Source organism: Palleronia aestuarii (genome assembly GCF_003253995.1).
In the GTDB taxonomy this organism is placed as follows: domain Bacteria; phylum Pseudomonadota; class Alphaproteobacteria; order Rhodobacterales; family Rhodobacteraceae; genus Palleronia; species Palleronia aestuarii.
Genome location: NZ_QKZL01000005.1, coordinates 189,519 through 203,294, shown reverse-complemented (window position 1 = coordinate 203,294; position 13,776 = coordinate 189,519). Strand labels below are relative to the sequence as shown.

The 13,776-nt window shown below is 68.3% G+C and carries 11 protein-coding genes; 2 read left to right on the top strand and 9 right to left on the bottom strand.

Translation table 11 applies throughout. The annotated features are described in order from the left end of the window. Positions 1 to 14: 14 nt before the first annotated feature. From LX81_RS08525 to LX81_RS08490, 8 genes are all read right to left on the bottom strand, one after another. Positions 15 to 1,151, bottom strand: a complete 1,137-nt coding sequence (locus tag LX81_RS08525; protein ID WP_111536874.1) for a M20/M25/M40 family metallo-hydrolase — start codon at positions 1,149 to 1,151, stop codon at positions 15 to 17. Further along, complete coding sequence (locus LX81_RS08520) at positions 1,148 to 2,305, bottom strand: M20 aminoacylase family protein (RefSeq protein ID WP_111536873.1); 1,158 nt, start codon at positions 2,303 to 2,305, stop codon at positions 1,148 to 1,150. Before LX81_RS08520 ends, LX81_RS08525 begins: the two co-directional genes overlap by 4 nt. Further along, positions 2,292 to 3,827 (bottom strand): M81 family metallopeptidase, encoded by a 1,536-nt coding sequence (locus tag LX81_RS08515; RefSeq protein WP_111536872.1) that lies wholly within the window; start codon positions 3,825 to 3,827, stop codon positions 2,292 to 2,294. Before LX81_RS08515 ends, LX81_RS08520 begins: the two co-directional genes overlap by 14 nt. 187 nt (positions 3,828 to 4,014) lie before the next feature. After that, entirely contained in the window at positions 4,015 to 5,637 is a 1,623-nt protein-coding gene (locus LX81_RS08510) for an ABC transporter ATP-binding protein (RefSeq protein WP_211322730.1), read from the bottom strand. 1 nt (position 5,638) lies between these two features. Continuing rightward, positions 5,639 to 6,508 carry an ABC transporter permease gene (locus LX81_RS08505; RefSeq protein WP_111536870.1) on the bottom strand — a complete coding sequence of 290 codons (870 nt, stop codon included), beginning with the start codon at positions 6,506 to 6,508 and terminating at the stop codon, positions 5,639 to 5,641. Further along, entirely contained in the window at positions 6,508 to 7,449 is a 942-nt protein-coding gene (locus LX81_RS08500) for an ABC transporter permease (RefSeq protein WP_111536869.1), read from the bottom strand. The genes LX81_RS08505 and LX81_RS08500 overlap by 1 nt, the downstream gene beginning before the upstream one ends. A 101-nt stretch (positions 7,450 to 7,550) precedes the next feature. After that, a complete protein-coding gene (locus LX81_RS08495) occupies positions 7,551 to 9,140 on the bottom strand; it encodes an ABC transporter substrate-binding protein (protein ID WP_111536868.1) in 1,590 nt (529 codons plus the stop codon). A 27-nt stretch (positions 9,141 to 9,167) separates the two neighbouring features. Continuing rightward, positions 9,168 to 9,401: a hypothetical protein gene (locus tag LX81_RS08490; protein WP_111536867.1), complete on the bottom strand. Its 234-nt coding sequence runs from the start codon at positions 9,399 to 9,401 to the stop codon at positions 9,168 to 9,170. Here LX81_RS08490 and LX81_RS08485 point away from each other — a divergent pair. Both LX81_RS08485 and LX81_RS08480 read left to right on the top strand, forming a co-directional pair. After that, positions 9,400 to 10,698: an ArgE/DapE family deacylase gene (locus LX81_RS08485; protein WP_111536866.1), complete on the top strand. Its 1,299-nt coding sequence runs from the start codon at positions 9,400 to 9,402 to the stop codon at positions 10,696 to 10,698. The two genes, LX81_RS08490 and LX81_RS08485, sit on opposite strands and share 2 nt — an antisense overlap. A gap of 38 nt (positions 10,699 to 10,736) precedes the next feature. Next, positions 10,737 to 12,155: an amidase gene (locus LX81_RS08480; RefSeq protein WP_111536865.1), complete on the top strand. Its 1,419-nt coding sequence runs from the start codon at positions 10,737 to 10,739 to the stop codon at positions 12,153 to 12,155. Positions 12,156 to 12,201: 46 nt separating this feature from the next. Here the strand turns inward: LX81_RS08480 and LX81_RS08475 are convergent, their stop codons facing one another. After that, positions 12,202 to 13,776 (bottom strand): gamma-glutamyltransferase, encoded by a 1,575-nt coding sequence (locus LX81_RS08475; protein WP_111536864.1) that lies wholly within the window; start codon positions 13,774 to 13,776, stop codon positions 12,202 to 12,204.

The window sequence follows — 13,776 nt, the reverse complement described above, 5'->3', positions numbered from 1 at the left end:
CCGCCCGGACCCGGTCAGTCCAGCGTCGCGAGCAGTCCCGCGAAGATCCGGGTCCGCGGGACGATCATCTCCTCGTCGATATGCTCCCCGAACGTATGGAGCCCGTCGCCCCTCACGCCCAGCGAGCAGAGCGAGGGGATGCCCATCGCGCCGGTGAAGTTCGCGTCCGACCCGCCGCCCTGGCTGCGATGCGGCATCTCGTGGCCGAGATCGACGGAGATCGCGCGCGCCTTCTCGTAGAGCGCCATCGTCTCGGGCCGCTCCGCCTCCCAGACGGGCCGCGTCACACCGCGCGTGACGGTGAACCGCACGCCGTTGCGCTCGCCCGACAGAGCCAGCATCCGCTCGATCCCGGAGTCGAGATCGTCCTGTTCCTTGGCCATGGAGAGGCATTCGGCCGACGCCGTCCACGGCACGCAATTGACCCAACGGCCGGAGGAGACGTTGTTGCACGAGAAGGTGCAATCCTCGCTCGTCATCTCCTCGATCTCGATGATCCGACGGGCGAGCTCGCGCACGGCGGAGGTGCCGTCCGAGAGCCGCGCGCCCGCATGGGACGGCTTGCCCTCCGCATGAAGGTCGAAGCGCGCGATGGCGTAGCGGCCCGTCGTCACGCCGTTGTCGCGATGCGCGGGCTCGGGGCAGAGCACGTATTTTGCCCGCCGCGCCTCCGTCTCGATCAGCGTCCGCGCGGCGGGGGTACCGATCTCCTCGTCGGGGGTGAAGAGGGCGGTGACGGGCAGCGGCGTCTCGAACCCCGCCTCCGCCAGCCGCCGGATCGCCTCGAGCGCGATGTAGTTGCCGCCCTTCATGTCCTGGATGCCGGGGCCGTAGACGCGGCCCCCCTCGCGGCGGAACGGGTTCTTGGCCAGCGTGCCCACGGGATGGACCGTATCGAAATGACCCGAAATGAGGATCCCCGGCTCGCCCATGCGCGGATGCGGAAAGCGCGCGCGCACCGACCCGCCGAGGCCCATCGTGCCCGGGATCCGTTCGACCGTCGCGCCGAGTTCGGCACAGCGCATCGCGACCAGGTCCATCATCCGGTCCACCGCCGCCGCGTCGAAGGTCGGGCTCTCGCATTCGATCCAGGGGCGCAGCCCTTCGACGATCTCGTCGGTGTCGAAGGGCAGCTCTTTCCAGATGCTCATGCCGCCGCGCCCCGGCTCGTCACGAGGTTGGCATAGATGCTGGCCCCCACGGGCAGGATCGCGTCGTCGAGAACGAAGCCCGGATTGTGCAGCGCCACGTCGCCCGAATGGCCGACGGTGCAATAGGCCCCCGGCACGACGCGCAGCATGTCGGCGAAATCCTCCGAGCCCATGACGAGGTCGGTCTTCACCCGCGCCTTCTCGCCCACCACCGGCGCGGCGGCGGCGATGAGCGCGTCCGAGAGCGCGTCGTCGTTCATCAGCACGTCGAAGACGTTGCGGATATCGACCTCGATCTCCACCCCGTGCGCCGCCGCCATCCCCGCGCAGAGCGCCCGGATCCGCTCGGAGATGAGCTCTCCCGTCGCGGTGTCGAAGAACCGCACGGTCCCGGCAAGATCGGCGGTGCCCGGTATGACGTTGTAGGCGGAGCCCGAATGGATTTGCGTGATCGACAGCACCGCGGGCGAGGTCGGCTCGACGTTGCGCGAGACGATCGACTGCATCTCTCCGACGAGGGAGGCGGCGATCACCACCGGGTCGCGGCTTTCCTCGGGCCGCGCGCCATGCGCGCCGCGACCGATCACGCGGATGTCGAAGAAGTTCGCGCCCGCCATCGCCGGGCCCTTCTTCACGCCGACCATGTCGGGCGCGTCCCCGGTCGAATTGTGCATCCCGTAGATCTCGTCGCAGGGAAACTTCTCGAAAAGCCCGTCGGCGATCATCGCGCGCGCGCCGCCGAGCCCCTCCTCCGCCGGCTGGAAGATGAAGATCGCCGTGCCCGCGAAATCGCGGTTCGCCGCGAGATAGCGCGCCGCGCCCAGAAGCATCGTCGTGTGCCCGTCATGGCCGCAGGCATGCATGACGCCGGGGGTCTTCGACGCCCAGGGCAGGTTCGTCTGCTCGTCGATCGGCAGCGCGTCCATGTCCGCGCGCAGCCCGATGCGGCGTCCGGGACGGCTGCCCTCGAGCACGCCCACGACGCCCGTCCCGCCAAGCCCCGTCGTCACCTCGATCCCCCAGGCGCGCAGCATCTCGGCGACCTTGCCCGACGTCCGGTGCTCCTGGAAGCCCAGCTCGGGATGTTCGTGGAAATCGCGGCGGATCGCGGTCAGATCCTCTGCGAACGCGGCGATGTCCTCAATGACGGGCATTCTCTGTCTCCTTCGTGGGTACGTTTTCCGGCGGCGCGAAGGCCGGGCCGAGCGCGCCGAGCCTGATCCCCGGTTCGAGCCGCGTCCAGGGCAGAAGCGCCGGATCGACGGCCATCGGCCCCGGCGCGGCGCAGACGAGAAGCGCGCCCGCGACGGGCGCGAAATCGGCGCGGAAATGGACGGAGCTCTTGACGACGAGGATCGGCTCCTCCTCCGGCACGATGCCCACCTGGCGGAACATCGCGCGGTCGGCCATCTGCGCCTTGGCGGAAACGACGACGATGCGCAGATCCCCGATCCTGAGGCAGGCCGACGGGCCCATCTGCATCTTGCGGCCCCGGTAATAGGGCCCCGTGGCCGTGAAGGCCCCGTCGGAGACGCGCTCCACGAGGAACTCCGCCTCGAAGGGCGCGTCGCCCGCGACCCGCGACCGGCCGCCGAGCGCGATGCGGAGCGTGGCCCCCTCGCCCGCCGCATGGGCCGCGCGCGCGGCCTCCGGATCGTAGAGATTGCCGAGCGCGCCCCGCGCGCCCGCGTCGACCATCGCGCGGATCATGCCGGTCGTGTTGCTGTCCGCGCCCGCGCCGGGATTGTCCTGCGTGTCGGCGATGATGACGGGGCCGTCCGTCTCGGGCAGACCGGCGAGCCGGATCGCTTCCGCCACGCCGTCCGCCGGAGAGAAGACCTCGCCCGTGAAATCTGGCTCGGCCGCCTCGATGGCCGCCATCAGGCTGTCGGCGGCCTCGTCGGCGCCGGGGCCGTAGGCGGTGACGCTCATCCGGCATTGCGGGAAATCCGCCGCCGGAAAGCCCATGTTGAAGCTCACGTCGCGTCCCTCGCCCGCAAGCTCCCTAAGATGCGCGTAGAGATCCTTCGCGGGGGCGGCATCGGTGCATTGCCAGGCGATGGCGGTCAGGAACGGCGCCACGCGCAGCGCCTTTTCGGGCTTGCCGCCCTCAAGCATCCGCCCGAGCGCCCGCGCGCCCCTGAGCCCCGTCTGCGCCATGTCCACATGCGGATAGGTGCGATAGCTCTCGAGCGTGTCGGCATGGGCGAACATCGCGTCGGTGACGTTGGCATGCAGGTCGAGGCAGACGACGATCGGCAGGTCCGCCCCAAGCCGGTCGCGGAGCCGCGTGAGCAGTTCCCCCTCCCCGTCGTCGAGATGCTCGCAGACCATCGCCCCGTGCAGGTCGAGGAAGAGCCCGTCGAGCGGCCCTTCGGCCACGATCCGCTCGATCAGCTCGTCGGCGATCCGCTCGAACGCGTCGCGCGTGACATGGGCCGAGGGAGAGGTCGAGCAGAAGAGCGTCGGGCGCAGGTCCCAGCCCGCCTGCGTCCCGTGCCGGATCGCGCCCGAGATCGCGGCGTTCATGTCCGCGCAGGTCTCGAGGATCTCCCCACCGCGAAGCATCCGGCCAGACCCGCCGCCATGGGCGAAATCCTCGTAGGTGGCCTTGGAGGGACCGAACGTGTTCGTCTCGTGCAGGAAGCCGCCGATGGCGATGCGGGACGCGGTCATGTGGTCTCCCGAAATCTGAACGGTGCGGACGCTGGTTGTGTACGCCCCGTGTACGATGTCGCGACACCCTGTGCACGATGTCGGCACGCGGGATGCACGTCCCGTGTACGCGGGATGCACGTTCGCTGCACGGGCCGTGTACCTGTGGTGTACGCGTGGTGTACGAGCAAGGGACGGGTCCGGCGCCTCACGCCGCCACGGGGCGGAAATTGGCGAAGTCCCAGTCCCGCCCCGGCGCGGCGGCCAAAAGGCTCTGCGTGTACTCGTGCTGCGGATTGCCGAGCACGTCCCGCGTCGTGCCCATCTCCACCACCCGTCCGCGATGCATGACCGCGACCTCGTCGCAAACCTGCGCCGCGACGCGCAGATCGTGGGTGATGAAAAGGATCGCGATCCCCGTCCGGTCCTGGATTTCGTCCAGAAGATCAAGGACCTGCGCCTGAACCGACACGTCGAGGGCGGAGACCGCCTCGTCGGCCACGAGAAGCTCTGGCTCCATCGCGAGCGCACGCGCCACCGCGATGCGCTGCCGCTGCCCTCCGGAGAACATGTGCGGATAACGTCCGAGCGCGTTCGTGGGCAGGCCGACGAGGTCCAGAAGCTCCGCCGCCTTCGCGCGGGCCTCCTTGCGGGGCATACCGTAATTCACCGGCCCCTCGACGATGCTCTGCTCCACCGTCAACCGCGGATTGAGCGAACGATAAGGATCCTGAAACACCATCTGCAACCGCTTGCGATAGGGATGCATCGCCCGCCGCCCGAACTGCCCGATCTCCTGCCCGCCGATCTTCACGCCGCCCGACGTGATGTCGATCATCCGCATCACGCAGCGCGCGAGCGTGCTCTTTCCGGAACCGCTTTCGCCCACGACGCCAAGCGTGCGGCCCGACATGAGCTCCAGCGACACGTCCTTCACCGCATGGGTTTCGGCCCCGCGCTTGAGGAATCCGCCGCCGCCATAGACCTTGTTCAGGTCGCTCACCACGAGGGTCGGCTTCTTCGAGCGCGGCGGACGCGGCGCGCGCGGGTCGAGCGAGGGGACGGAACTCAGAAGCTTGCGGGTATAGTCCTTCGTCGGGTTCGACATGACGTCCCGCACGGGCCCGTCTTCCACGAGCGCACCCTGGTTCATGACGTAGACCCTGTCCGCGATCTCCGCAACGACGCCCATGTCGTGGGTGATGAAGAGCACGGCCGTCCCGTGCCCGGTCTGCAAGTCCTTGATGAGCTTCAGGATCTGCTTCTGCGTCGTCACGTCGAGCGCGGTGGTGGGCTCGTCGGCGATCAGGAGCCGCGGCTCGAGGACGAGCGCCATGGCGATCATGATGCGCTGCCGCTGCCCGCCCGAAAGCTGGTGCGGATAGCTCGACGCCATGCGCTCGATGTCGGGCAATCCCACCTGGCCGAGGATGTCGGTAACCTTCGCCTCCGCCTCGCTCGACGGCATCCGCGTATGGGCGGTCAGCACTTCGAGGATCTGGTCGCCGACCTTCATCACCGGATTGAGGGCGGTCATCGGCTCCTGGAAGATCATCGACATCCGCGTCGCCCGCCGCTCCCGCAACTCATTCGGGCGCAGCGTCAGCAGATCCTCGCCGTCGAGGAGAATCCGCCCCGACGTGGTCTTGAGCGAGCCCTTGGGAAGAAGGCCCATTGCGGCCAGAGAGGTCACGGACTTGCCCGATCCGCTCTCGCCCACGAGGCAGACGGTCTCGCCCGCCGCGATCTCGAGCGAGATGCCGCGGACGACTTCCGCGCCCTTGGCGTCGTCGATGGCGACGGTGAGGTTTTCGACGCTGAGGACCGTCATCTCAAGCCTCCCGCTTGCCCATGCGCGGATCGAGCACATCGCGCGCCGCGTCTCCGAGCAGGTTGATCGACAGGATGCAGAGCGACAGCGCCAGTCCGGGCCAAAGGATCAGCGAGGGCTTGAGCTGGAAGTAGAGCCGCGCCTCCGCCATGATGTTGCCCCAGGTGGGCGTCTCCGTCGACACGCCCGCGCCGAGGAAGCTCAGGATCGCCTCTGTCAGGATCGCGGAGGCACAGACATAGGTGGCCTGCACGGTCAGCGGCGCGAAGGTGTTGGGCATCAGGTGACGCCAGAGGATCCGCGGCATCGATGTGCCGAGGGACAACGCCGCCTCCACGTAGGGCTCCTCGCGCGCAGACAGCACGATGGACCGGACGAGCCGGACGACGCGGGGAATTTCCGGGATCGTGATCGCCGCCATGACGGTCCAGATGCTCGCCCCCATGAGCGAGACGATCGCGATCGCGAGAAGCACGGAGGGGATCGCCATGAGCCCGTCCATGATCCGCATGACGATCGCGTCGGCGAGACGGAAGAAGCCCGAGACCAGCCCGATCGTGAGGCCCAGCACCACCGCGAAGAGGGTGGCGCCGATGCCGATGATCAGCGAGACGCGCGCGCCGTAGATCACCCGGCTGAGGAGATCGCGGCCGTAATTGTCCGTGCCGAGGGGATATTCGGCAGATGGCGCCGCAAGCCGCGCGGTCGGATCCTGCATGATCGGGTCGTGCGGGGCCACGTAGGGCGCGAAGATCGCGCCGAGCACGATCAGGAGGAGGACGATCGCCGAAACGGTCGGGGCGAAGCCGACGCGTGCGGCGAGCTTGCCCGTCGAAAGGGGAAAGGCCCCGCGGATGAGCTTGTCGGCCATCAGTAGCGGATCCTCGGATCAAGGAAGGAATAGGAGATGTCGATGAGAAGATTGACGAGCACGTAGATCCCCGCCGTCAGCAGGATGAGTGCCTGGATGACGGGATAGTCGCGGGCGAAGATGCTATCGACCGTGAGCCGGCCGAGGCCGGGGATGTTGAATACGCTTTCCGTCACGACCACGCCCGAGATCAGCAAAGCGAAGCCCGTGCCGATGACCGTCATCACCGGAACGGCGGCGTTCCGAAGCGCGTGGCGGAAGAGGACCCGCCGCTCCGTGAGACCCTTCGCCCGCGCGGTCCGCACGTAATCCTCCCCGAGCACGTTCAGGAGACTCGCCCGCGTCATCCGCGCGATGAGGGCGATGTAGATCGAGGCGAGCGTGAAGGACGGCAGCACGACCCGCGCGGCGAAGGACCCGAAATCCTGGCTCGGCGGGGTGTAGCCCTGCACGGGGAAGAGCTGCAGGTCGAGCGCGAAGAGCGTGATGAGCAGATAGCCCGTGACGAAGACCGGAACGGAGAAGCCCAGGACCGAGAAGGTCATCACCAGGTGATCGATCCAGCTTCCCTGCTTCCAGGCCGCGAGCACGCCCATGGGCACCGCGATGATCACGGAAAGTGCGATGGTGATGAGACCGATCCAGATCGTCGGCCACATCCGGTCGGTGACGAGGTTGAGAACGGGCTGGCGCGAGATCAGCGACGTGCCGAAATCGCCGCGCAGGATATCGACGATCCAGGTGCCGAACTGCACGATGATGGGCTGGTCGAGCCCGAGGGTCGCCCGGATCCGCTCGAGTTGTTCCGGGGTCGCCATGTCACCGGCGATGATCGCCGCCGGATCGCCCGGCGTCAGGCGCAGCAGAAGGAAGACGAAGACCGCCACGGTCAGGAGAACCGGGATCGCGGCGAGGAAGCGGCGGACGAGAAAGATCGGCATCTGATACCTCGGGGAGGTTCGGCGGCGCACGGGGCACCGCCACCGCGTTCATCCGCGTCGCCCGAGACCGGGGCGGCGCGGATACGGGGAAATCGGGCCGATCAGCCCTCGTCTTTCGAGACGCCCCAGAAGACCGGGAACGGGGCCGTCTCGACGCCGCTCAGAACGTCGGAACGCCAGGCCGCGGGGCTGAAATACTGCCCGAGATGGACGTAGTTCACGTTCTCCATCACGTGGGCCTGCATCTGCTCGGCTAGGCTCTTGCGGGTCTCCTCGTCCTCGGCCGCACCGAAATCGGCCAGCATCTGGTTCATCTCCTCGTCGGTGGGCCAGCCGAACCAGGCCTCGTCCCCGCGACCGTTCAGCATGACGTTGGCCAGCGGGTTCGAGACTTCCGGCACGACCCAGTTCGTGAAGAAGATGTTCCAGCCGCCATCCGACGGGGCCGCCTGGCTCGCACGGCGGGTGACGAGCGTCTGCCAGTCCATCGGCTGCATGTCGACATTGAAGCCCACATTGCGCAGCGCCTGCGCCGCGACGATGGGCTGCGCGGTGAGCGTGACGACGTCGGTCGGCTGCATCAGGACGATGGGCGTGCCGTCGTAGTCGGATTCCTCGAGAAGCTGCGTCGCCTGCTCGACCCCGTCGCCGGTGGTCAGCGTTTCCGACCCGTCGGTGAACTCGTAGGGCGTGCCGCAGCCGAAGATGGCGCCGCAGACCTGGTAGTATTCCGGGTTGCCGATCAGCGCGGTCAGGACGTCCTCCTGGTTGAGCGCCATCATCGCGGCGCGCCGGATTTGCGGATCGTCGAAGGGCGGGTGGAGGAAGTTCATCCGCCCGATCGTCACCGAGCCGAGATCGTTGAGGACCTGCGTTTCCACGCCCTCGACCGTCTCGAGAAGCGGAAGAAGGTCGACGGGCACGGATTCCATGTAGTCGATCTCGCCGTTGACGAGCGCGTTGATCGCCGTCTGCGCGTCGGGCATCGTGACCCATTCAACGCGATCGACGAGCACCTCCTTGGCGCCGGAGAACCAGTCCGCGGGTTCCGGCGTGACGACGTAATCCTCGAACTTCTCGAAGACCACGCGGACGCCCGGCTGGAATTCCTCCTGCACGAACTTGAAGGGGCCGGAGCCGATCAGCTCCTCGATGGCCTGATCCGATGGCGTGCTGGCGATGCGCTCGGGCATCATGAAGAGCGCGAGGCCCGAGACCTTCGCCATCGCGGTGAGCGTGTAGGGAAACGGCTCCGTCAGGACGAGCTCGAAGCTGTTGTCGCCCGTCGCCTCGAGGCTTTCCATCTTGTCGGCGATCATCTGCCCGCCGCCGTCGCGCTCCATCCAGCGCTTCATCGACGCGATGCAATCGGCCGGCGTGACCTCGCCGCCATCGTGCCACGTGAGACCATCGCGCAGCGTGAAGGTGTAGGTCAGGCCGTCCTCGGAGACCTCGTACTCCGCCATCTGCGGAACCACCTCGAAGTCGGAATTGAGCGAGACCAGTGTGTCGAAGATCATCGAGGCGTTGTCGCGGGTGATGTGCGCCGTCGTGATCACGGGATCGAGGACCCGGAGGCCCGAATGCATCACGGCGGTGATCGTTTGGGCACCCGCTGGCATGGCAAGCGCCCCGGCCATCAGCCCCGCATAGAGAGACCCGCGACCTAGGGTGTTCAGATTGGCGTTCATCACTGCGTCCCTCGTTTCCTGACGTCTTTAAAGGCCGCCTTCGAGCGGCCCGGCGTTGGTCGGAGCGTCGATCAAATCGCCGCCGACGTGAACAGTGAAGGCACAGTTTGTGCCCACGTCAAATGCATCGCACAGTTTTTCATCTCCCGGCAACCGATACGATGCGGGAATAATCGAAGCCACTGCCCCGGGGTTGCGGACCACCACCATCGCCGCGACACTTTCGCCGAGAATGCGATCCCGGCCAGAAAGGTTGCCCATGCCCACCCCCTCCGTCGATCCCGCCCTCCACGAGACGCTGCGCCAGAGCGTCGCCGACGGGTTTGCCGCGCAGCTCGATCTCACGGCGGAGTTCGTCGGATGCCCCTCGCAGCGGGGAGCCGAACACGCGATGCAGGATATCGTCTTCGCCGCGCTCCGCGACCGCGGCCTGAAGATGGACCGCTTCGAGATGGACCGCGCCGCTCTCGAGGCACATCCCGGGGCGGGCCGGATCAGCGCGACCCATTCCGACGCGCCGATCGTCGTGGGCATCCACCATCCGCGCGAGGAAACCGGGCATTCGCTCTTCCTGCAGGGCCATGTCGATGTCGTGCCCACCGGGCCGGAGCACATGTGGACCCATCCGCCCTACTCCGCGACGATCAGGGACGGGCGCATGTACGGCCGGGGTGCAGGCGACATGAAATCCGGCCTCGTCTGCGCAATCGCGGCGCTCGACGCGCTGCGCCGTGCCGGCTGGCAACCCGCCGCGACCGTCTATCTCGCCTCGGTCGTCGAGGAGGAGAGCACCGGCAACGGCGCCATGATGGCCCATCTCAGGGGCTACCGCGCAGAGGCTGCGCTCATTCCGGAGCCCACGGGCGAGAGCCTCGTACGCGCGAATACAGGCGTCCTGTGGTTCCGCGTCGAGCTCGAGGGCGTGCCGGTCCACGTGAGCCACATGGGCACCGGCGCCAATGCGATCGACGCCGCGATCCGGGTCATCGGCGCGCTCCGCGAGGTCGAGACGCGCTGGAACGAGGAGGCGGCTTCAGATCCCCATTTCGGCGCCATGGAGCATCCGCTCAATCTCAACGTGGGCAAGATCGAGGGCGGCGAATGGGCCTCCTCCGTTCCCGCGCGGGCGGCGGTCGATTTCCGCGTCTCGATCCTGCCGGGCTGGAGCGCGGAGGAACGGGCCGCTGAGATCGAGCGTCAACTCTCCGAATTCGCCGCGTCCGACACCTTCCTCGCGAACAACCCCCCGCGCCTTACCTGGAACGGCTTCTTCACCCAGGGCTACGAGCAGCCGGAGGGGACGGAGGCCGAGGCGGTGCTCGCCTCCGCGCACGAGGCGGCGATGGGCTATCCGCTCGGCAGCCACGCGATGCCTGCCTATCTCGACGCGCGCGTCCATGCGCTTTTCGAGGGGATCCCGGCGCTCTGCTACGGCGCGAAGAGCCTCGCCTCCCATGGTTTCGACGAGAGCGTGGACCTCGCCTCGCTGGAGCGCACGACGCTGGCCATCGCGCTCTTCATCGCCGGCTGGTGCGGGCTCGAGCCGGTCGCAGACTGAGCCGCGCGCCGTTCCCCCATCCCCCTGAAAGACATCCCATGCCCCAATCGACGGACCTGATCGGCCTTTCGGCGCAGGAGCTTCTCGCGGCCTATGCGGCGCGGACCCTCTCGCCCGTGGAGGTGACGGAGGCCGCGCTCGCGCAGGTCGAGCGCTGCGAGCCGGTTCTCAAGGCTACTTACATGCTAGACCCGGACGGAGCCCGGCGGATGGCGCAGGCGTCGGAGGCGCGCTGGCGGGCGGGCACGCCGCTCGCCACCCGCGGCGTGACCCTCGACGGCGTACCCTGCACCATCAAGGAGAACGTGGCGACGAAGGGCGTGCCGGTCCCGCTAGGTACCGCCGCGACCGAGCTCGTGCCCGCCCCGGCGGACGCACCGCCCGCGGCCAGGATGCGGGAGGCGGGCGCGGTGATCCTCGGCAAGACGACGATGCCCGAATACGGGGCGATGTCCTCCGGCCTGTCGAGCTTCCATTCCCTCACCCGCAACCCCTGGAACACCGCGATGAACCCCGGCGGATCGAGCGCGGGGGCGGGCGCGGCGGGCGCGGCCTGCTACGCGCCGCTCCATATCGGGACCGATATCGGCGGCTCCGTCCGCTTTCCCGCCGCCTGGAACGGGCTCGTGGGACTGAAGCCGAGCCTCGGGCGGATCCCCATCGACCCGCCCTACATGGGCCGTGCCGCCGGGCCGATGACGCGCAGCGTCGCCGACGCCGCGCTGATGATGGCAGTCCTCTCCCGCCCCGATCCCGAGGGCCGCGACAGCATGAATTTACCCCCGGCCGATCTCGCCTGGGACGATCCGAACCTGTCGCTCGCAGGTCTGCGCATCGGGTTGCAGCTCGATCCCGGTTGCGGGTTGCCGGTCGATCCGCAGGTGATAGAGCCCGTGCGCGCCGCGGCGCGGGCCTTCGAGGCGGCGGGCGCGATCGTGGAGCCGCTCGATCCCTGGATGGACGACGAGATGCTCCACGCCCTCGACCGGTTCTGGCGGATCCGCGCGCTCCGCGACATCGAGGCGCTGACGCCCGAACGGCGGGAGAAGGTTCTGCCGATCTTTCTCGAATGGGTCGCGCCGGCGCGCGAGCTTACGGCGCTCCAGGGGTTCGAGGCCTACAGCGCGACGATGGCGATCCGGACGAGAACCGTTGCCGCGACCCATCCCTTCGACTTCGTCCTGTCGCCCGTGGCCGCCAATACGAGCTTTCCCGCCGACTGGGCCTATCCCTCGAACGACGTCGCCCGCGCGCATGACCAGATCGGCTTCACCGTACCTTACAACATGAGCGAACAACCGGCCGTAAGCGTCTGTTGCGGCTACGATTCCAATGGCGTTCCGATGGGGCTGCAGATCGCCGGGCGGCGCTTCGATGACGTGGGCGTGCTGCGGATGGCCGCGTCATGGGAAGCGATGTGGGACGGGCGGCGGCCCTGGCCCACTTCCCCGATGTGAGACGCGGAACCCCGACCCGCATCGCCCACCGTTACAGCGGGTCGGTTCAGACCTCGTCCTCGTGGACCGCGTCCCCCCAGGGCGTCATGATCTCCGTGCAGCCGGAATTGCTCCCGTCCTTGCGCATGACACCCGCTGGAACCGCGAAGGCGTAAGGGTGGACGCCGCGGGGCGCTTCGACCACGTCCCTGCGTGACCTGAGCCCGTCGAGCACCTCCTTCGGCAGCGCCTCGTCCGCGACGATGGGGCCGGAGCCGCTGACATCGATCCGCGGGTGATGGAAGGCCGTCTCGAGATCCATGCCGTGATCAAGGAAGAACGAGGTGAGGTTCGCCACGGCGGGCAGGATCTTGCGCCCGCCCGAGGCGCCGATGGCGAACCGCCCCGCAGGCCCTTCGCCCAGGGTCGGGCAGACGTTCATGAGGCATGCCTTGCTGGGGGCGAGCGAGTTCGGCTTGGCGGGCTCGGGGTCGAACCACATGATGCCGTTGTTGAGGAGATACCCGGTGCTGGGCGAGACCACATGCGCGCCGAACATCGACAGGAGCGTCTGCGTCACCGAGACCATGTTGCCCGCCCGGTCCACGATGCTGAAGCTCGTCGTACAGGCGGGCGTGCGGTCGTCCTCCCCGGTATCGCCGACCTCGGCGAGTCGTCTGGCATAGGCCGTGTCGAGCGCATCGGCCATGGCGCCATAGCTCTCCGCATCCGGGCCGTCGCCCGGTGTGAACGCACCCTCCATCTGCGCGAGCGCCTGTGCGAGCTCGGTCCCCGCGCTGAACCCCGACGGCGCCATCACGCGCCCGTCGCGATAGGGTTGCTCGAGCGAGGGCGCCCGGCGCGCGCGGTACTCCGCGAGATCGGAGAGGGCGAGGCTGCCGCCCTTGGCCTGCACGTCGGAGACGAGCGCCGCCGCGATGTCGCCCTCGTAGAAGTCCCGCGGCCCCGCCTCCGCCAGTCGCGCAAGCGTCTCCGCCGCCTTGCCCTGGTCGAGCCGGGCATCCGAGAGCGCGGTCCAGCTCTCCCCGATCGGCCATTGACCGTCGACGAGGAACATCGCCGCGGCGTCCGGGTCGCGCGCCAGATCGCGGGCTTCCGACGCGATGAGGAGCGAGGCATACCAATCGACCTGCATCCCCTCGCGGGCGAGTTCGATGGCGGGCGCGAGAAGTTCCGCCCATGGCCGCGTGCCCCAGATCTCGTGGGCGAGCGCGATGCCCGCGACGGTGCCCGGCACCGCCACCGCCGTGCCGCCGCGGATGTTGCGGTCGCCTTCCACCGCCGGCCAGGGAAAGAGGTCGGAGGCCTTCCGTCCGCGCTCGATCGGATATTCCGCGGGGTCGAGGCCCGCGGGGGAGCGCATGCCGAACTGGATCGTCTCGGCCTTCTCCGCGCCCGCGCGCCAGACATTCATCATGCCGCCGCCCATCGGCCCGCTCATCCACGGCTCGACGATCCCGATGGCGAAGGAGGTCGCGACCGCGGCATCGATCGCGTCGCCACCCTCGGCCAGGACCCGCGCGCCTGCCCGCGCCGCGATCTTGTGCTGCGCCGCGACCACGCCGCCCGCACCCTGACGCACGATCTTGCGGATCACCTGCGTCGTCGAGAAATTGTGCAT

What these genes read in the sequence shown, in the direction of transcription:
- LX81_RS08490 (WP_111536867.1), bottom strand. Translation starts at nt 9,401, where the DNA reads ATGGGCAACCTTTCTGGCCGGGATCGCATTCTCGGCGAAAGTGTCGCG.
- LX81_RS08505 (WP_111536870.1), bottom strand. Translation starts at nt 6,508, where the DNA reads ATGGCCGACAAGCTCATCCGCGGGGCCTTTCCCCTTTCGACGGGCAAG.
- LX81_RS08485 (WP_111536866.1), top strand. Translation starts at nt 9,400, where the DNA reads ATGCCCACCCCCTCCGTCGATCCCGCCCTCCACGAGACGCTGCGCCAG.
- LX81_RS08520 (WP_111536873.1), bottom strand. Translation starts at nt 2,305, where the DNA reads ATGCCCGTCATTGAGGACATCGCCGCGTTCGCAGAGGATCTGACCGCG.
- LX81_RS08480 (WP_111536865.1), top strand. Translation starts at nt 10,737, where the DNA reads ATGCCCCAATCGACGGACCTGATCGGCCTTTCGGCGCAGGAGCTTCTC.
- LX81_RS08510 (WP_211322730.1), bottom strand. Translation starts at nt 5,637, where the DNA reads ATGACGGTCCTCAGCGTCGAAAACCTCACCGTCGCCATCGACGACGCC.
- LX81_RS08500 (WP_111536869.1), bottom strand. Translation starts at nt 7,449, where the DNA reads ATGCCGATCTTTCTCGTCCGCCGCTTCCTCGCCGCGATCCCGGTTCTC.
- LX81_RS08525 (WP_111536874.1), bottom strand. Translation starts at nt 1,151, where the DNA reads ATGAGCATCTGGAAAGAGCTGCCCTTCGACACCGACGAGATCGTCGAA.
- LX81_RS08475 (WP_111536864.1), bottom strand. Translation starts at nt 13,776, where the DNA reads ATGCACAATTTCTCGACGACGCAGGTGATCCGCAAGATCGTGCGTCAG.
- LX81_RS08515 (WP_111536872.1), bottom strand. Translation starts at nt 3,827, where the DNA reads ATGACCGCGTCCCGCATCGCCATCGGCGGCTTCCTGCACGAGACGAAC.
- LX81_RS08495 (WP_111536868.1), bottom strand. Translation starts at nt 9,140, where the DNA reads ATGAACGCCAATCTGAACACCCTAGGTCGCGGGTCTCTCTATGCGGGG.